The 15,494-nt window shown below is 68.7% G+C and carries 21 protein-coding genes; 1 reads left to right on the forward strand and 20 read right to left on the reverse strand.

The features are described from left to right. Positions 1-3 precede the first annotated feature (3 nt). The 19 genes from E4V01_RS07645 to E4V01_RS07730 all read right to left on the reverse strand — a co-directional run bounded on the left by E4V01_RS07645 (position 4) and on the right by E4V01_RS07730 (position 13,837). Complete coding sequence (locus E4V01_RS07645) at positions 4-399, reverse strand: glycoside hydrolase (protein WP_135297932.1); 396 nt, start codon at positions 397-399, stop codon at positions 4-6. After that, positions 396-941 (reverse strand): DUF1833 family protein, encoded by a 546-nt coding sequence (locus E4V01_RS07650; protein ID WP_135297933.1) that lies wholly within the window; start codon positions 939-941, stop codon positions 396-398. The genes E4V01_RS07645 and E4V01_RS07650 overlap by 4 nt, the downstream gene beginning before the upstream one ends. Before the next feature lie 7 nt (positions 942-948). Then, positions 949-1,320, reverse strand: a complete 372-nt coding sequence (locus tag E4V01_RS07655; RefSeq protein ID WP_135297934.1) for a hypothetical protein — start codon at positions 1,318-1,320, stop codon at positions 949-951. 15 nt (positions 1,321-1,335) lie between these two features. Continuing rightward, a complete protein-coding gene (locus E4V01_RS07660) occupies positions 1,336-3,609 on the reverse strand; it encodes a hypothetical protein (protein ID WP_135297935.1) in 2,274 nt (757 codons plus the stop codon). Positions 3,610-3,624: 15 nt separating this feature from the next. Continuing rightward, the gene (locus tag E4V01_RS25615) at positions 3,625-3,798 is read right to left on the reverse strand and encodes a hypothetical protein (protein ID WP_210234744.1); all 174 of its coding nucleotides are present in this window, start codon (positions 3,796-3,798) and stop codon (positions 3,625-3,627) included. Beyond that, positions 3,798-4,196: a gene transfer agent family protein gene (locus E4V01_RS07665; protein WP_245517466.1), complete on the reverse strand. Its 399-nt coding sequence runs from the start codon at positions 4,194-4,196 to the stop codon at positions 3,798-3,800. The genes E4V01_RS25615 and E4V01_RS07665 overlap by 1 nt, the downstream gene beginning before the upstream one ends. Beyond that, positions 4,196-4,645 (reverse strand): phage tail tube protein, encoded by a 450-nt coding sequence (locus tag E4V01_RS07670; protein WP_135297937.1) that lies wholly within the window; start codon positions 4,643-4,645, stop codon positions 4,196-4,198. Before E4V01_RS07670 ends, E4V01_RS07665 begins: the two co-directional genes overlap by 1 nt. 32 nt (positions 4,646-4,677) lie before the next feature. Then, on the reverse strand, positions 4,678-5,082 hold the full coding sequence (locus tag E4V01_RS07675; RefSeq protein ID WP_135297938.1) for a DUF3168 domain-containing protein: 405 nt from the start codon (positions 5,080-5,082) through the stop codon (positions 4,678-4,680). Then, the gene (locus E4V01_RS07680; protein WP_135297939.1) at positions 5,079-5,621 is read right to left on the reverse strand and encodes an HK97 gp10 family phage protein; all 543 of its coding nucleotides are present in this window, start codon (positions 5,619-5,621) and stop codon (positions 5,079-5,081) included. Before E4V01_RS07680 ends, E4V01_RS07675 begins: the two co-directional genes overlap by 4 nt. Then, the gene (locus E4V01_RS07685; RefSeq protein ID WP_135297940.1) at positions 5,618-5,947 is read right to left on the reverse strand and encodes a head-tail adaptor protein; all 330 of its coding nucleotides are present in this window, start codon (positions 5,945-5,947) and stop codon (positions 5,618-5,620) included. The genes E4V01_RS07680 and E4V01_RS07685 overlap by 4 nt, the downstream gene beginning before the upstream one ends. A 3-nt stretch (positions 5,948-5,950) precedes the next feature. Then, positions 5,951-6,601 carry a head-tail connector protein gene (locus E4V01_RS07690; protein WP_135297941.1) on the reverse strand — a complete coding sequence of 217 codons (651 nt, stop codon included), beginning with the start codon at positions 6,599-6,601 and terminating at the stop codon, positions 5,951-5,953. Positions 6,602-6,646: 45 nt separating this feature from the next. After that, on the reverse strand, positions 6,647-6,934 hold the full coding sequence (locus tag E4V01_RS25620) for a hypothetical protein (RefSeq protein WP_193763163.1): 288 nt from the start codon (positions 6,932-6,934) through the stop codon (positions 6,647-6,649). A gap of 67 nt (positions 6,935-7,001) precedes the next feature. Beyond that, on the reverse strand, positions 7,002-8,255 hold the full coding sequence (locus E4V01_RS07700) for a phage major capsid protein (protein ID WP_135297942.1): 1,254 nt from the start codon (positions 8,253-8,255) through the stop codon (positions 7,002-7,004). Between the two features lie 76 nt (positions 8,256-8,331). Next, complete coding sequence (locus tag E4V01_RS07705) at positions 8,332-9,114, reverse strand: head maturation protease, ClpP-related (RefSeq protein ID WP_135297943.1); 783 nt, start codon at positions 9,112-9,114, stop codon at positions 8,332-8,334. After that, complete coding sequence (locus E4V01_RS07710) at positions 9,089-10,366, reverse strand: phage portal protein (protein ID WP_135297944.1); 1,278 nt, start codon at positions 10,364-10,366, stop codon at positions 9,089-9,091. The genes E4V01_RS07705 and E4V01_RS07710 overlap by 26 nt, the downstream gene beginning before the upstream one ends. Before the next feature lie 9 nt (positions 10,367-10,375). Next, positions 10,376-12,127, reverse strand: coding sequence for a terminase large subunit (locus E4V01_RS07715; protein ID WP_135297945.1), 1,752 nt, complete (start codon positions 12,125-12,127; stop codon positions 10,376-10,378). A gap of 15 nt (positions 12,128-12,142) precedes the next feature. After that, positions 12,143-12,598: a phage terminase small subunit P27 family gene (locus tag E4V01_RS07720; protein WP_135297946.1), complete on the reverse strand. Its 456-nt coding sequence runs from the start codon at positions 12,596-12,598 to the stop codon at positions 12,143-12,145. A 79-nt stretch (positions 12,599-12,677) separates the two neighbouring features. After that, entirely contained in the window at positions 12,678-13,370 is a 693-nt protein-coding gene (locus E4V01_RS25510) for an HNH endonuclease (protein WP_153227042.1), read from the reverse strand. Then, positions 13,367-13,837, reverse strand: a complete 471-nt coding sequence (locus E4V01_RS07730) for a hypothetical protein (RefSeq protein ID WP_135297948.1) — start codon at positions 13,835-13,837, stop codon at positions 13,367-13,369. The genes E4V01_RS25510 and E4V01_RS07730 overlap by 4 nt, the downstream gene beginning before the upstream one ends. Before the next feature lie 163 nt (positions 13,838-14,000). Here E4V01_RS07730 and E4V01_RS26550 point away from each other — a divergent pair, with 163 nt between their 5' ends. Continuing rightward, positions 14,001-14,129: a hypothetical protein gene (locus E4V01_RS26550; RefSeq protein WP_256371249.1), complete on the forward strand. Its 129-nt coding sequence runs from the start codon at positions 14,001-14,003 to the stop codon at positions 14,127-14,129. A gap of 374 nt (positions 14,130-14,503) precedes the next feature. Here E4V01_RS26550 and E4V01_RS07745 read toward each other — a convergent pair whose 3' ends face one another. Then, positions 14,504-15,355 (reverse strand): DNA methyltransferase, encoded by an 852-nt coding sequence (locus tag E4V01_RS07745; protein ID WP_135297949.1) that lies wholly within the window; start codon positions 15,353-15,355, stop codon positions 14,504-14,506. Positions 15,356-15,494 lie beyond the last annotated feature (139 nt).

Raw genomic sequence — 15,494 nt, forward strand, 5'->3', positions numbered from 1 at the left:
CGATCAGACCGGGAAGTGGTAGGAGAGGCGCCAGCGGCGCGACTGCGCCAGCTCGAGCGGGAAATCGTCGATGACGCCGTGCGGGGTGTCGCCGTGCCAGATCCGACCGCCGCCCTCGGCGAGCCAGACGCCGCAATGGTGCTCGCGGCCACGGGCGCGGCCCATCAGCACGAAGGCGCCGTCGATCGGCGCCGAGATCTCGCGCCAGGTGCGGCGCTCCGGATGCGAGCGGAAGGCCTCCACGCGATCGCGGAAGCCCATCCCCTCGATCTCGACGAGCGGCAGGGCGCGGCCGAACAGCTCGCGCTCGATCAGGCTCGCCGCGTGCCAGCAGTTGAAGGTGACGGGATCGTAGGGCCGCCGGCGCAGACCAGCGAGGAAACCGGCCCGCTCGATCACGAGAACAGTCCGGGGTAGCTCGCGCGATCGAAGAAGGCGTTCGGCCCCGTTGGGACGTTGACGTCGCGCCCGTCTTCCCAGGACAGGGTGCCCTCGGCCGTGTCGGCGGTGAGATCGACGACGGCAAGGCGCAGGCCGTCGATCACCTCGTCCGGCCCGGTCAACGCATCGAGGGCACCGGGCAGGACGCGGTACTGACGGAAGGTGACCAGGATCGGCTCGTTGTAGCCGATCGCGCCCTTCAGGTGCCCGTGCAGCAGATCCGAGACGTTATCCATCTGGACCTTGCCGTCGGTCGGGCCGTCGTGGTCGGCGCCGGCGCGCACGAAGGTGAAGCCGCAAGGCGTGTGCGGAACCGCGGCGCCGCCTTCATCGATCGGCAGGCCGACGGTCTCGGCCGGTTCGCCCGTGGCCGTGTCGAGGCCGGTCACGACGAAGATGGGCTTGTCGAAGCTCGCGTGGTCGAGCTGCGCCGCGGTGATGGTGACGCCGTCCTCGTCGCCGGAGGCGTAGGACTCGGCGAGCGCCGCCTTCAGGGTCATGACCGGCTCACCAATCGTAGATGCGGAGGGTGAAGGACACGCGGCTGTGCGGGCCGAGATCCTGCTCGGATACGGCACCGTCGATGCGGCAGGTTCGGATGCCGAGCCGGCCGGAGGGGAGCCGCACGGGCGCGGTAAAGCGCCGGGCGCCCTTGTTGAGCGTGAGGCGGACGAACCGGGCGAAGACCTGGAACTGATCCCGGCTCAGCATCAGGACGATGGTGCGCGGCGTCTCGTTGGTGAGGGTGCGGGTCCGTGTGCGGCCGGGCCCGTCATCCATCGGGGTCGTCTTCGGCGGCTCGAAAAGCTGCGACGTGCCGAGAGAGGCCGCCAAACCGACAAGGTCCGGCAGGCCCGGGGGCCATGCTGCGATTGCCATTGCTCGGCCTCTGGCTCAGCCCCTGCGGGTCTCGGGTCCGCTGACGGCGCCGGCGAAGGCGCCCTGGCCGCGGGCGGCACGCTTGCCGATCGCGCCCTCAAGATCGCGCAGCAGGATCTCGGTCCCGCCGCCGGCGCTGCGGCGCACCTCGGGAGCAGGGGCCGCCATGGTGCGTTGATCGATGATCTGCACCGTGCCGCTGCCCATGCCGCCGAACCCGCCGCGGGCGATAGGCACCACGCGGCCGTTGGAGTCGGGGACGAAGATCTCCTGCCCCATCTCGCCGACGGTGTAGGGGCGGCCCGCCGTCACCGGGCCGCCGTTGGCGCGGAAGACGGAGGCAACCATGCCGGCGAGACCGCCGACGGCGTTGCCGCCCTGGCTGGCCGCCGGCGCCGTGCCGAGCAGGCCAGCGAGCGGCCCTTGCCCCGTCATGAGGGCCTGCAGGCCGCCGCGGACCATCATCTTCGACACGTCGAGGAGGATGTTCTGCAGGCCCTTTCCTTCGAGGATCGCATCCCCGAGGGCGTCGGAGAGCGTGTTGCCGAAGTGCCGGGCCGCATCCGCGGTCTGGCGCTCCTGCTGCTCCAGGTCCTGGAGCTTGTCCTTGTAGGTCGCGACGGCCTCCGAGGCCGCCTTGGTCTTCGCGATCTGCGCCTCGGTGAGGGTGATGCCCTGTTGCTCGGCCGTCTCGCGCAGCTTCGCCAGATTGATGGCTGCAGCCTTCTCGGCGTTCGATTTGCTGAAGGCCTCGGTCTCGGCCTTCAGCCCCGCCACCGACTTCTCCAGGCTGTTGATGAAGGTCTCGACGGCGTCGGTGCCGCCCTCGCTGCCCTTCGAGCCGGTGGGCTTCACCCCGATCCCGTACTTTTCGGGATTGATCACCATGTCGAGCGGCCGGCGCGGGGGCAGCGGCACGTTCTGAAGTGCACCAGGCGGGGGCGGCGGCAGCTCCGGGCCGATCGGCTTGTCGTACAGCGTGCGGGTGCCGTAGGCTTGGTCCCGCAGGCCTTCCTGCGTGATGCCGGCCATCGCGACCGCCGCATCTTTGACCGTCCCGAAATAATCCGCGGCCAGGACGCCCGCGACCGCGCCTGCTTTGTCGCCGAACAGCTTCCCGAAGAACCCCCTGGCGCCCTCGGCCTGGACGTCTTGGACCTTGTTGTAGAAGGTGCCGAGGTTCTTGGTCGCTGCGGCGATGCCCTCGACGATGCCGAGCCAGGTGTCCAGGATCACCCGGCCGCTGCCTTCCAGCGCCACCGAGACGAGCAAGAAATCGCTGATCGTCTTGTAGGCCGTATCCAGGCGGTCGCGGAACTCCTGCGCCCGATCGACCTCTTCCTGCTTCACCAGGTCGTCGCGCTGCCGGTCGAGGGCCGAGGCGATCGCCTCGATATCGAGGCGACCGGAGCGCAGCAGTTCGGCCGTCTCGCTGCCGAACAGCTTCTCGCCCAGGTCGATCGCGGCGAGGCGATCGCCGAGGTTCATCAGCTCGCGCATCGCCTGCAGGGCGGCGCGGATCCGCTCCTCGTTGTTCCCGGCGGCGCGGTACTGCGCGAGGCCCTCGCCCTCGTAGTTTCCGAGGTAGCCGGAGTCGAACAGCTCCGAGAGGCGTTTCTTGATCGGGTCCTCTTCCTCGAAGCGCGGGGTGACGGCCTTGCCGGCGCTCTTCAGCATCGCCTCGACCTCGGCGACTTCAAGCTTTGCCGACTTGGCGCCTTCGAGGAAGCGCTGCCAGAACTCCACTCCGACACCGGCACGGCTGGCGTTGTCGCCGAGCGCGATGAACCGCTCGATCTGGGCGTTCGCCTGCTCGATGGCAGACGAGACGAACGCGAACCCCGCCACGGCCGCGGTGAGGCCGACGACACTGCCGACCACCAGCGGCGAGGCGGCGAGCACCCGCATGGTCTGGGCCGCCTCGTTGCGCACCACGCCGAACGCGAAGGAGGCCTGTGCGCGCGTCGCGGCCGAGACCCCGGTCATCAGGACGCCGGCGGTTCGTGTCTCGGCTGCGGCGCGCCCCATCGCGCTGGCGGCGGCAACGATCGAGAGATTGGTGTTGGCCGCCGTCGAGAGACCGGCATTCGCCACCGTGAGGGCGTCCCGGCCGACGTTGCTCGCCAGCGTCTTGAAGGTCGCCGCGTAGCCGCCGTTGGCCTGGATGCCCGTGTTCATGGCATCCGAGACCTTGATCATGTTCGCCACGACGGATGCGGCGAGATCCTGCATCCCCGACTTCGCGGCGGAATGGTCCGTCGCGAAGCGGATGCGGAGCGGTTCGGCCATGGGGGAGGTCCGCTGTCAGAGGTTGCCGGCGGCCATGGCCTCGGCCCGGGCGGCGAAGAAGGCGTCGAGGCTGGGCTCCTCGGGCTCTTCGTCGGGCTTGGCTCCGGAGTGGAATTGCCGGAAACCTTCGAACATCGCCGCCATCTCGGGCAGCGTCAGCGCGTCGACCTGGCGGGGCGTCAGCCCCATCATGCCGCCGGATCGATAGAAGACGGAGAGGTCTCCGGGGCTGCGTCGTTCGCCCCCTCCGCCGCCGGATTTCCCGGCGCCGGCACCCCGGAGACGGCTGCCTCGAGGATGCTGCCGGCGAGCTGCAGGTTCTCGGCCAAGGGACGGCCGAACACGTTCCAGCGCATCAGCGTCTCGGCATCGGCCTGCGAGAGGCCGCCGCCGATCAGCCCGAGCCGGATCGTCTCGACGATGTCGTGGGCGAAGAACCGGTGTGCCGCGAGCCGCACCATGATCTCGCCGATGCCGGCGTTGCAGCGCCGCTCCAGCTCACCGATCTCGCCGATGCGCAGCTCGAACTTGAGCGTGCGGCCGGCGAAGTCGGCGTGGAGCGCGGTGGCGGAGGTGTCGGTGCGCATCAAGCACTCGCATCCGTCCAGGCCAGTCGGCCTTCGCCGCGCATCTGGCCGGTGTACTTGACGACGCCGCCGGCGTCGGACTGGATCTGCAGGTTCTCGTAGAACACCGCGCCGTCCCAGTGGCCGCCGCCGTCCGCGGCCGGCTTGGCCAACTGGATCTGCAGGTAGGTCGGCACGCCCGAGTCCATGTCGGCCTCCATCTGCCGATAGCTCTTCGGATCGGCCACGCCCGACACGCTGACCGACCAGGCCGAGCCCTTCGCCAGCGAGCTGCGTGCCCACACGGCATCGGGGTTGTCGCAATCCGGGGTCGTGGCGTCGTCGTATTCCATGGTCTTGGTCAGACCCTTGGTGGTGACGGTGCACATGAACTTCGGGGCGACATCGGTGGGGCCGGTCTTGCGCATCACGCGCAGATCCTTGCCCCCAAAGGGCTTGGGCTGGGACATTCGTAGTCTCCGGGGTGTTGGGGGGAGGGGGATCAGCCAGCCATCAGGCAGGCGACGTCGAACCAGACGGTTTTGATGGCGCCGGGGTCGGTCACGTCGCCGGCGCCGTTGATCTTCAGCTCGTCGAGAAAGCCGTCGTCGGCTGGGAGCTGCACCTTCGCCACCGCGGCGATCGCCGCCCGGGCGATCGTCCAAGCCGGCGTCCGGTCGAAGTCGGCCGACTCCGCGAACACCTTCGCGGTCACCTGCCAGGCGTAGCCACAGCCGGTATCGACGGGCAGCGTGCGGATCGGGCCCATGGCGATCCACGGCAGCTCGGCGGCGCCGTCATCGCTTGGGACGCCGTCGAACACCTTGTCCTGGACGAGGGCCGCGACCTCGGGCGAGGCGCGCAGCAGCTCCATCACGCCGTCACGAAGGGCGAGTTCCGGGATCATAGCGGCTCGTTCAGGGTTTCGGCCTGGCGCTGGCCCCGCTCCTCCATCACCGCGTCGACGGCGGGGTAGAAGTACGGCTGCGGCTGGGTGCCGGGGTGGGTGCGGGCCGATGTCCGGTTGGCATTCGCAACGCGGTAGCGCCGGCCGGTCTCGGGGTTGAAAGCGCCGGCGCGCGAGCGACCGCCGACCTGGACGGTGCCGCCCCGCCGGCCGCCCCGAACGCCGGCCTGCGTGCCGTGCTCGACGAGGAAGGCGTAATCCATGTCGAACCGGCCGCGCGGGTTGATCGCGCTCGCCGAGACCGTCCAGACGTCGTCGGCGAGCTGCGCCTGGATGCCGCCGAACAGTCGGCCGCTGTCCCGCGGGACCGCGGCCTGCGCGCGCTCGACGATGTCGGCCGCCGCCTCCGCGTCGATGCTTTTGGAGCGCAGCACGAGCTTCACGCTGTACTGCGCCAGAGCGTTGGCGAAGGCATCGACGCCGCTGACGGCGCCCCAGCCGATCTTGCCGTAGGAGAGGAGATCTCCGACGCCGATCATGCCGAAGCCTTCCGGCGGCTCACCTTGATCCAGAGCCAGCCCGAGCGGTCGGACGGCTGCACCGACTCGATCGCCATGTCGCGGCCATCGATCACGGCGCGATCGGCGACGGTGAGGCCGCGGGTGCGGGCCGTATCCCGCACGCAGATGCTGCCCTCGATCGCGTCGGTGAGCGAGCCCGCCTCGGCGAGCGCCCGGCCCGAAAGCGGCCGGAAGGCGCAGGCGACCTTCAGCAGCTCGGCGAAGGGGCCGCGCCCCTCCGGCTTGCCGGGTACCCGCTCGCGCCGCATGAAAGTGACGCGCTTGTCGAGTTGGCCCGCCTGCATGGCTCAAACCCCGATGGCGCGGAAGGGATTGAGCAGACGCTCGACCGTCGGGTTATCGACGAGGTTCGCTTGCGTCTTGCCGTCCCGGTTGTCGTAGAGATCCGCGACCATCAGCAGGATCGCGGCGCGGATGGGAGCCGGCACGTCATCGCCGGTGCCGTAGCCGGCCGCGAACGTGATGCGCCAGGCGGCGGGGTGGGCGTCGGCCTCGGGCCAGGACACGCCGCCAGCGGTGATGACGGCGACCCGCTCGGCCGGCAGGCGCACGGTCTCCCATGCGTCGGCCGGCACCTCCTGATATCGCCCCCCGATGCGCCTCTCGACCTTCTCCACCTCGCGGAGCGGAGGTAGCTCGAGGACGAAACCCGGCACTCTGCCGGCAGCCTCGTCGGCCGGGCGATCGGCGCTCGCCTGCCAGCGCTGGGTCAGCAAAGCCCGCCCGAGCGTACCCTGGCCGCGGCCGTCCAGGTGCCCGACCGCGCCGGCGATCGCTGCCTCGAGGAGATCGATCTCCAAGGGATCGGCGTCGGCCGGGTCGAGGCGGAGATGCGCGCGAGCCCGGGACAGGGCGACAACGCTGCCCGTCGGCGGGGTCAAGCGAACATAAACCAGCGGCGCCGCGGGCTGGCGGCTGCTGAAGGCGTTGCGGTACATGTCCGGAATACCCGTAGGATCGCCAGAGCGGGCCGTGGACGGCGATCAGGCGCTTTCGGCGCCGGTAGTCAGCGCGGCGTTCTGCTCTGCGAGGGCGGCGACCTGGATGCGCAGGGCATCGCGGTCGGCCTCGGCGTCGGCGAGCGCGGTCTCCAGCTCGGCGACGCGGACGCGGAGATCCTTGGCGGCCTTCTCCGATGCCGCGGCTGTGGGCGCCACCTCGGCGATCCCTGCCTTGGTCCAGGCCTCGCCGATGCGATCCTCGACGGTGACGATTTCGCCGTGCGTGTAGGAGACGTCGCCGGCCATGGCGGTCAACATGCGGATCTTCATGGTCCGGCCCCGATTTTGCGATGGTGGAGGGGGGCCGGGCGGGTTCAGCACCGCCCGGCGGTGAGCCTCAGGAAGCGGCGTGCTGGAAGGTCTTCAGCGCGTCGTTCGAGGCGTCGATCAGGTCGCCGTCGTGCCGCGACCACGCCAGGAAGGCGACCTGGCCCTTTTCGAGGTAGCGGCTGTCGGCGAAGCGGAAGAGCGTCACCGCCATCACGTCGCGGATCAGGTACTTCTTGAAGTCGCCGAACAGGATCGACTTCGCGGAGGCCGCCATTACCGGCATGTGCTGGTTGATGGTGTAGCCGTAGCCGAGGATGTCGTTGGCATCGCCGCCGGTCACGCCCGGGCGCCACAGCGGGCGGCCCTGGCTGTCCTTCAGCTTCTTCAACGCCTTCAGCGACTGATCGTGGAACATGTAGCGGCCGTTGGTCCGGTAGGCCGGATCGACCGAATGCTCCAGATCGACCAGGTCGTCATAGGTGACGCTGGCGAGCTGGCCCGCGGGACCGACCTTGCCGGAGGCCGCCGCAACCACGGCGCCGCGCGGCTGGTTCACGCCGGTGCCGACGGTGAAGTGGCGGTTGGTGACGCGGGCGATGCGGTTGGCGAGGGCGACGTTGACGTAGCTCTCGATGTCGATGCGACTGTCCTGCAGCAGCTCCAGCGGCACCACCACCACCTTCGAGGAGTACTTGAAGGCGCCGATGTCGAGGGTGCCGAAAGTGATGTCGCCGGCGCTGGCCGCGACGCTCTCGCCGACGATCTCGCCCTCGTTGCCCGTCTCGTCGACGGTCGGGTAATCGATCGCGTTGCCGGAGTCGGTCTGGATGATCTGCGCGACCTCGCGCATCCCGCCGAACGTGGCCATGCGCTCCAGCATGGTGTTCGAGAAGTCGCGCGGGGCGAGGAAGCCGCCGGCCGAGCCGGTCCCGACGGACTGCGCCCCGTAGATGCGCTGGGCCTCGTCACGGCGCGCCTTCACGTGGGCGCGCTGCTCGTCGTCGAGGCCCTCGTGACCGGCGCGAGCCCAGGCGTTGAAGATCGCCTTCTCGCGGGACAGGATCGCGGTGTTCTCGTCGATCGAGCGGCCGTCGCGAGCGGAGACGCCGCCGGCGCGCTGCTCCAGGCTGTCTTCGATCGTGAGGATGCGATCGTGGCGCGCGATCTGATCGTCGAGGCGATCGATCTCGGCGTAGATGCCGTCGACCTGGTTCTTGACCGCGTCGGTCCAGTCCTTGCCGGACTTGGTGTCGAGAATGTTGCGGGCCTCGCGGGCCTTGGCGGCGCGCTCTTCGCGCAGGGCCTGAATGGACTGCGTCATCGTCCTGTTCTCCAAAAAAAATGCCGCCCTCGGGCGGCTGTGTCTCGGGATGCTGCGGAGCCGGCGCGCCGGCGTTTCAGGCGGCGCGCTCGATCAGGGCGAGGCGCGCTTCGGCACGCTGCCGATCGGCGGCGAGCGCATCGAAGGGAGTAAGCGTGCGCTGCTTCAGGGCGCGCGGGGCGTTGCGGTAGGCCGAGAGATCGAACAGGTTCTTGGCCGTCGGCGCCTCAGGATCGCGCTCGGCCGGCGCCTCGTCGGGCTCGTCCTGCTCCGGGTCCGAGGGCTCGGCGGTCTCGCCGGCCTTGCGATCGCAGAAGCCGTTATCGACCGCTTCGTCCGCCGTGAACCAGGTCTCGGCCTTCATCCAGGCCAGGACCTCGTCCTCGCTCTTGCCGGTGCGGCGCACGTAGTCGCCGACGATCGCGAGGCCGACCTTGTCCAGGACGGCCGCCGAGGCGCGCAGCTCGTCGGCACTGCCGACGGCGTAGGTCCACGGCTGATGGATCATGACGAAGGCGCCCTCCGAGATCTCGATCTCGTCGGCCGCGAGCATCAGGAAGGACGCGGCCGACGCCGCGAGCCCGTCGATATGCGCGACGACCTTCGCCGCGTGTTGCTCGAGCGCCGTCTTCATCGCCCTGGCCGCGAACACGTCGCCGCCCGGGCTGTTGATCCGGAGGTGGATCGTCGAGGCCTCGACCGCCGCCAGTTCGCGCACGAAGCTCTGCGGGTCGATGCCGTAGTAGTCGCCGATCGCGCCGTAGACGTAGATCGTCGCCTCGTCCGAGCCCTCTTCCGCCTTCACGCGGAAGCTGCTGCGGTCGCGGTTGGCCTCAAGGAGCTGCAGCAGCTTCTTCATTGTCGGTCGGTCCTTGCTTTGCCGGCCCGGTCCAGGTGGCGAGCACGTCGCCCTCGGGCCTCGCGCGGTCGTTCTGCTTGCGGCGCACCTCGTTGGCGGTCATCCAGCCCGGGCCGGACGAACCGCCGAGGGCCAGACGGTACGCCTTGAACCGGCTCTCGATGTTGCCGCGCACGAGGACATCCCGGTCGAACTCGGCGAGGTAGCGGGCCGCGTTCGGACCCGGCCGAGCTGGACGGCCGCGACCGTAGAGCTTGTGGTTGACCTCGTCCTCGATGGCGCAGAGGTGCGGGTCGAGGGTGTAGGTCACGAAGCCGATGCCGAGCGCCTCGATGCCCGAGCCCCAGCTCGTTTCGTCCATCCCGAGGAGGAAGCGCGGCACACCGAAGATGCGGGCGATGTCCTCGATCTGGAACCGGCGGGTATCGAGGAGCTGGGCGTCCTGCGCCGAGATCGGGATGACCTTGTACTCGCCGCCCTGGTCGAGGACGGCCGGGCCGGAATGCCGCCCCTCGCCGCCGAAGGTCCGGCGCCAGTAGCCGCGGAACTCTTCCTTCTCGGGGGCGCCGATCTTGGCGCCGGCGGGATAGCTGACGTAACCCGACGGCGTGGCGTCGTTCTCGAAATACTTGCGCGCGAACCGGTCCGCCTCGATGCCGAGCCCGACCGCGCTCCCCATCGCCTGGATCGGCGTCTTCGCCTTCAGCCCGTCCCACTCGGCCGAGCCGGGGACGTGGAGCACGTCGTCCTGATCGCAGACGATGGCGCGGCCGTCGTCGAGCGTGAGGCCGTAGCGGAGCCGGTCGTTGTTGAGACTGATCCGGACCCGGTGGAACGGCACCGGCCATAGCGCGACGGGTTCGCCCGAGGCGCGTCGCTCGATCCACGAGACCCCGTTGCCCTCCAGGAGCATCTGCGCGATCGTCGAGCGCACCCACATGGTGCGAGACATTCGCGGGTTGGGCCGGATGCGGAGCAGGTCGGCCGCCGGCGGTCTGGAGTCGCCCTCGCGATCGCCGTCGTCCAGCTCGCGGTACGTCTTCAGCGGCAGCATCGCCGAGGCGAAGGCCAGGATCGACACGCACCGGTAGACCGCCGAGTGGCGCATCGCCGTCGCCGGCGAGATGGAGCCGCCGAGGCCGCCCGGGAGCATCCTGTCCCAGGCTTCGGCGTCGGAGGAGACGAATGACGTCGATGCCTCGACGGGGGCGGCGCCGGCCTTACGGCCCCAACCGAACAGGGACCAGGCCATCGGGCCTCCTCAATAGTCGATGAAGCCCTTGCTGCGGCCCTGCTCCTCACCCGACATGTGCCGGGCCAGCGCCATCATGTGCGCAACGGGGCCGTCGATCTTGTTCTCGGCGCGCTCTTTGCGCGGGTAGACGTTGTCCTTCGCGTCGGGCTTGGCGACAACGTTGGACAGCATCCACGTGAAGACGGGGTCGGCCGCGTGCGCGATCGCCCGCGAGCGGATCAACCCGTCCATCTGCTTCATCGGCTCGCTGAAATTCAGTACCAGCGGCCGGACCTCGATGCAGGGGATTCCCTCGTTCGTCAGCGCCGTCACCAGCATGGTCGCCTGTGCCGGATCGAACGCCACCTCTTCGAGCTGGTAGTCCCCGCGCAGGCCGCCGTGTCGCTGTCCGTCCTCGCCCTGCTCGCCCGCGATCGCGTCGAGGATCGCGAAGTAGTCGATCATCTCGCCGTCGGTCTGAGTGATCCACTTCTCGGGCGCGTCGCGCCAGCCGCGGTAGTGCTCGGCCTCGCCCGCCTCGATCGCGGCCTCGGGCAGGAAGTAGAGCCCGAAGCGTGCGTACTGGAACCCGGCCTCGCGCAGTTCGGCAGCGGCCGGGCAATCGCAGCGAGATAGCTCGAAGATCACCTCCAAAGCCGCGATATCGACCTTGGATGCCAGGTCCATGCCGACCCGGCAGGGCTGGCCCTTGAAGTCCTCGATCTTCAGCCCGGGCCGGGCGCTCTCCATCCAGCGCTGGACGTTGAAGTAGGCCGCCCGCGACTGCACCCACACATTGAGGTGCTTCGTCTTGAAGACGCCGGCCTTGCGGGCGTTGTTGCGTGCCGCGCGCTGGCGGGTCTGCAGGTATTCGCCCGAGACCGAAACGTCGAAGTTCGGGTTGGCCTTGCGCAGGGCCAGATCCGACGTCCAATCGTCGTCGGGATCGACCGTGTAGATCAGCGAGAACAGCTCGGGGTCGTCGAGGACGCCTTCGAGCACCTTCTGCGCTTCGAGCTGCAGCGCGTAGCAGGGGCCGGCGAGGTTGTCGCCGGCGGTGGTGATGATGACCAGCAAGGGCTGCTCGCGCGCGCCCATGCCGGTTTCCATCGTGTCCACCTGCACGTCGGTCTCGTGCTCGTGGTATTCGTCGTGGATCGAACACGAGGGCGAGGCGCCGTCGCCCGGCGTGCCGATCATCGGCTCGAACCGCGAGCCGTTGCCGAGGATGTGCAGGTTCTTGGCGTTGACCGAGATGCCGAACGCAGAGACGAGCTGCGGCGTCTTCTGCGCCATCAGCTTGGCCGGGCGGAACACCTCCCAGGCCTGCTTCTCCGATGTGGCGCCGGAATACACCTCCGACCCGTGCTCGCCGTCGGCGGCGAACATGTAGAGCCCGACGCCGGCGGCCCAGGTGCTCTTCGCGTTCTTCCGCGGAATGAGGAAGAACGCCTTGCGGTAGCGGCGCAGGCCATCGACCTTGCGCACCCATCCGAACAGAGCGGCCGTCTTGAACAACTGCCAGGGTTCGAGCTTCAGCCGCTCGGCCTTGCGCGCCCACTTCCCCTTGGTGTGGGGCATCAGCTGGACGAACTTGCAGACCTTCGAGGCCTTCCGATCGTCGAAGCGGTACGGGAACCCATCGGCGTACTGTTTGACGAGATCGTCGAGGTGCCGACGGCAGGCGAGCACGATCCATTTGCAGGCCGGGATCGTGCCGGCGACCACGCCGCGCGCATAGCCGTGCGCAGCCGCGACGTGCGGGCACCCCGTCGTCATGCACTCGCGCCTGCCTCAAAGATCGTTGAATGGGTTGGACTCGGGCGGTGTGACGGCCGAGACCTTCGAGCGCGCCGCCGGCGACAGCCCGAACTCGGAGAGCAGCGATTGCGCGTGCCGCATCGCCTCGCTGCGCATGGCGACCTCGGGCCGCCCGCGCACCATGGTCCCGCTCTTCGTCTCCGAGGTGTAGACCCGGCCCAGGTCTTCGATCACCGCGGTGCAGACCTCCACCTCCTCGAGGCGGGACGCCAGCATCGACAACATCGCCGTATCGTCGGGAGATGCGATCCCCATTCCGGCGATGATGGCGGTGAGCTGGTCGAAGATCTCCGCCCCGCGCTCACTGAGCCATTCCGGCGCCTCGGCCTCACCCTCGCTCGCCGTCGGCGCATCAGGGTTCATGCGGCAGGGCTGCGCCGTACCCGCGAGTTGCTTCAGCGCATCCGGTTTGCGCTTGCGACCCGCCATCTCCGGACCCTCAACTTTTTGTCTTCATTTTGCACAGGCGAGAAATTTATTAGAATACCGGTCGTTGTCGGCACCGCCGTCAACTTTCGACCCCGCCCCGGGTGCGTCGATATTCTTCCAATGTCATCAGCCCCTTAGCCTGATTGCAGGCTCGACAGGTGCAGTTGATGTTGTCGTAGGTGTGCGTGCCACCACGACCGAGAGGCACGTCATGATCCGGTTCCGGTGCGCGCGGATCGGTCGTGCCGCGCAACTCCGGCGGCGTGCTGACGCCACAGATGATACAGACCCAACTATCACGCTCGAACACGACGATAGGATCGATTGGCTCGACTGCGGTGCAGCGCATCAGCGCGCGCCGCTTGCCCTTGTCGCGGTTGTTGGGGAACCGAGCGCGGCAGACCTCTGAGCAGTACGTCTGCCGCTGATCTCGATGTCCCGGCGTGAACACGGCCCCGCAGCCCGGACAGGATCGAGGCTGATAGCGTGACGGATTGCGCTTCTCGACTTGGTACTTGGCTCTGCATTCCTTGGAGCAGAAGCGTCGCTGTCTTCCGGTGAAGCTCCCGCTGCATCGCTCGCACCGCTGCAGCTGCGCCCTCTTGCTCGCTGCTTCTGCGCGGCGCTGCTCCTTGAGCTCGATCTGATACGGCGAGAACCGACCTCGCAGCGGCCGGCACTCCTCACAGAAGCGAGGCCGCCGACCCCTGGTCAGCGGCTTCGTATGGTCCTTCCCGCATAGTGAGCAGCGGATGGTGATCGTACTGGTCACGCCGTCATCGCTCGGCCGATGGCGATCAGGTCATCCACGATGCTCTCGCCGAGGTCATCGCTGTGCTCCGCAAAGCGCGCCTTCATGCACAGGCCCTCAAGGGTCCGCGCCGGGATGAGCACAAGTGCGTTGGCAGCTTCCGTCACGGCCCGCGCCGCGCGGGCGAGTGCCGCCTCGGCAGCGGTGAAGCCGACTTCGTCCTCTGCGACAGCCAGTGCAGCCGTCCATTCGCGCGTCAGCTTGGCAGCGCGGCTGTCGGCGAGTTCGTGAGCGCGCGCCTCGAGCGCCCATGCAACCTCGATCGCTTCGTCCTCCGCATGGGCGAGCCGCCCGAGTTCGGGCGCGCGTGCCAACAGGTCGACGTCCGGATGCACGCCGTTGGCGTGGACCGGTAGGTACATGAGTGTCGTTGCACCGAGGCCAGCGAGCAGCGCTCGCCGACCCGTGCTATGGGCACGGTCAGCCATTGTCGATCTCCACAGGATCGGTGGTGGTCAGGGCCGTAGCGGTGTTGGAAGCACCGTTGCGGCCCGCTTTTTATGAGCATATAAAATGCTCATGTCAATTGATGGGCTCAAGAAACGGGGTCGTGGTCGCCCGCAGGTGGATAGCGAGGTCGTCCGCTCTCGCGTGCATCGACCGCTGCTCGACGCTCTCGATGCGTGGGCCAGGGACCAGGCCGACCAGCCCGACCGGGCCGAGACGGTGCGCCGCCTCCTGGCCGACCACCTCCGCGCCAAGGGCTATCTCAAGCCCTGATGGATCGCCGCCGTCTTGGCCGCCGCGCGCTCCTCGCGCTGGATCTCACCGTCATGACAGGGAGCGCAGACGCTCTCATGATTGTCAGGATCGACGAACAGCCCCCAATCACCGCGATGCGGCTTCCTGTGGTTGACCACAGTCGCGGGGACGACGTGGCCCCGAGCAAGGTGGCGCTCACATAGCGGCTGCTTTGAGAGTTGAGCCAGCCGAGCCGCCCTCCATGCCGCGAGGCCGTACCAGAGGCGCCAGGGGCTTCCCCGGCGCCTCTGTGCATCGTGGTATCGCTTGGACGCTGCCTTCGCTTCCTCAGGCGTCCTGGCGCCGGCGGCCATGTGAACGGGTGGCCGCATCGGCATCGCAGGTTGCTTCCCTCAGGCCGCCAACCGACCGGCAGCGTGCTCTTCCAGCCGCTTACAGGCGACGTCGAAGTAGTGGGCCGAGACCTCAACGCCGATGTACGGCAGTCCCAGGTCAGCGCAGGCCTCGCCGATCGAGGCCGAGCCCATGAACGGATCCAGGATCGGACCGTCCATGACGCGCAGGAGATCCCGCATCAGCTCGACGGGCTTGGCCGCCATGTGCCGTTTCAGTCTCGGCACCGAGTAGCGGAAGGCGCCGGGTACGATCGGCCCCGCCATCGGCCGCGGCCCGTTGGTGCCCCACACCAGGTACTCAGCCTGATTGCGGTACCGGCCGAGCTGCGGCCGCACCGCCTCCGTCTTGTCCCAGGGCACGATGCCCCGCCAGACGAAACCGGCGACCTGGATGGCGTCGGTGGTGACGGGCAGCTGCCGCCAATCGGTGAACGCTCCGAGGATCGCCCCGGGCCGCATGGCGAGCCGGGCCCGGCTCATCCACAGCCCCGACCAGGCCAGGAACGACCGCTGATCACGATTGTCGCCGGCGAAGTCGGCATGGAGGTGCCGGTGCTCGCTGCCCTGATACTTCTGGCTCGGTGCTCGCGCGCGATCGCCGGCGTGCAGTCCACCGCTCGAATAGGGCGGATCGGATAGCACCCCACCGATCGAGCCCGGTTCGAGCCGCTCGAGGACGTCGAGGCTGTCAGCTCGGATCAGCGTAGCCGACCCGATCTGGACGACTTCCCGGAAGCCGGAAAGCAAAGCCCCGTGCCGATCGCTCGACACGGGGCTGGTCGACGCGCCGGGAGCGGACACGTCGAGGTTCGGCGGCTCAGTGGCCGCCGTGGAATAGATTTCGCGCATGGCCTCGTGCAGGGTGCCCCAGCCCCTCGAGGGGTGGCGGGGTGATCGCCGATCCGTTTCCGGAGCGGCTGTCTGCGGTCATGCGTGGGTCTCATCCACGCGGTTCGAGGTGTAGCAGCACCTCGGCTCCCGCCTCTTT

Source organism: Methylorubrum sp. Q1, from assembly GCF_004683995.1.
In the GTDB taxonomy this organism is placed as follows: domain Bacteria; phylum Pseudomonadota; class Alphaproteobacteria; order Rhizobiales; family Beijerinckiaceae; genus Methylobacterium.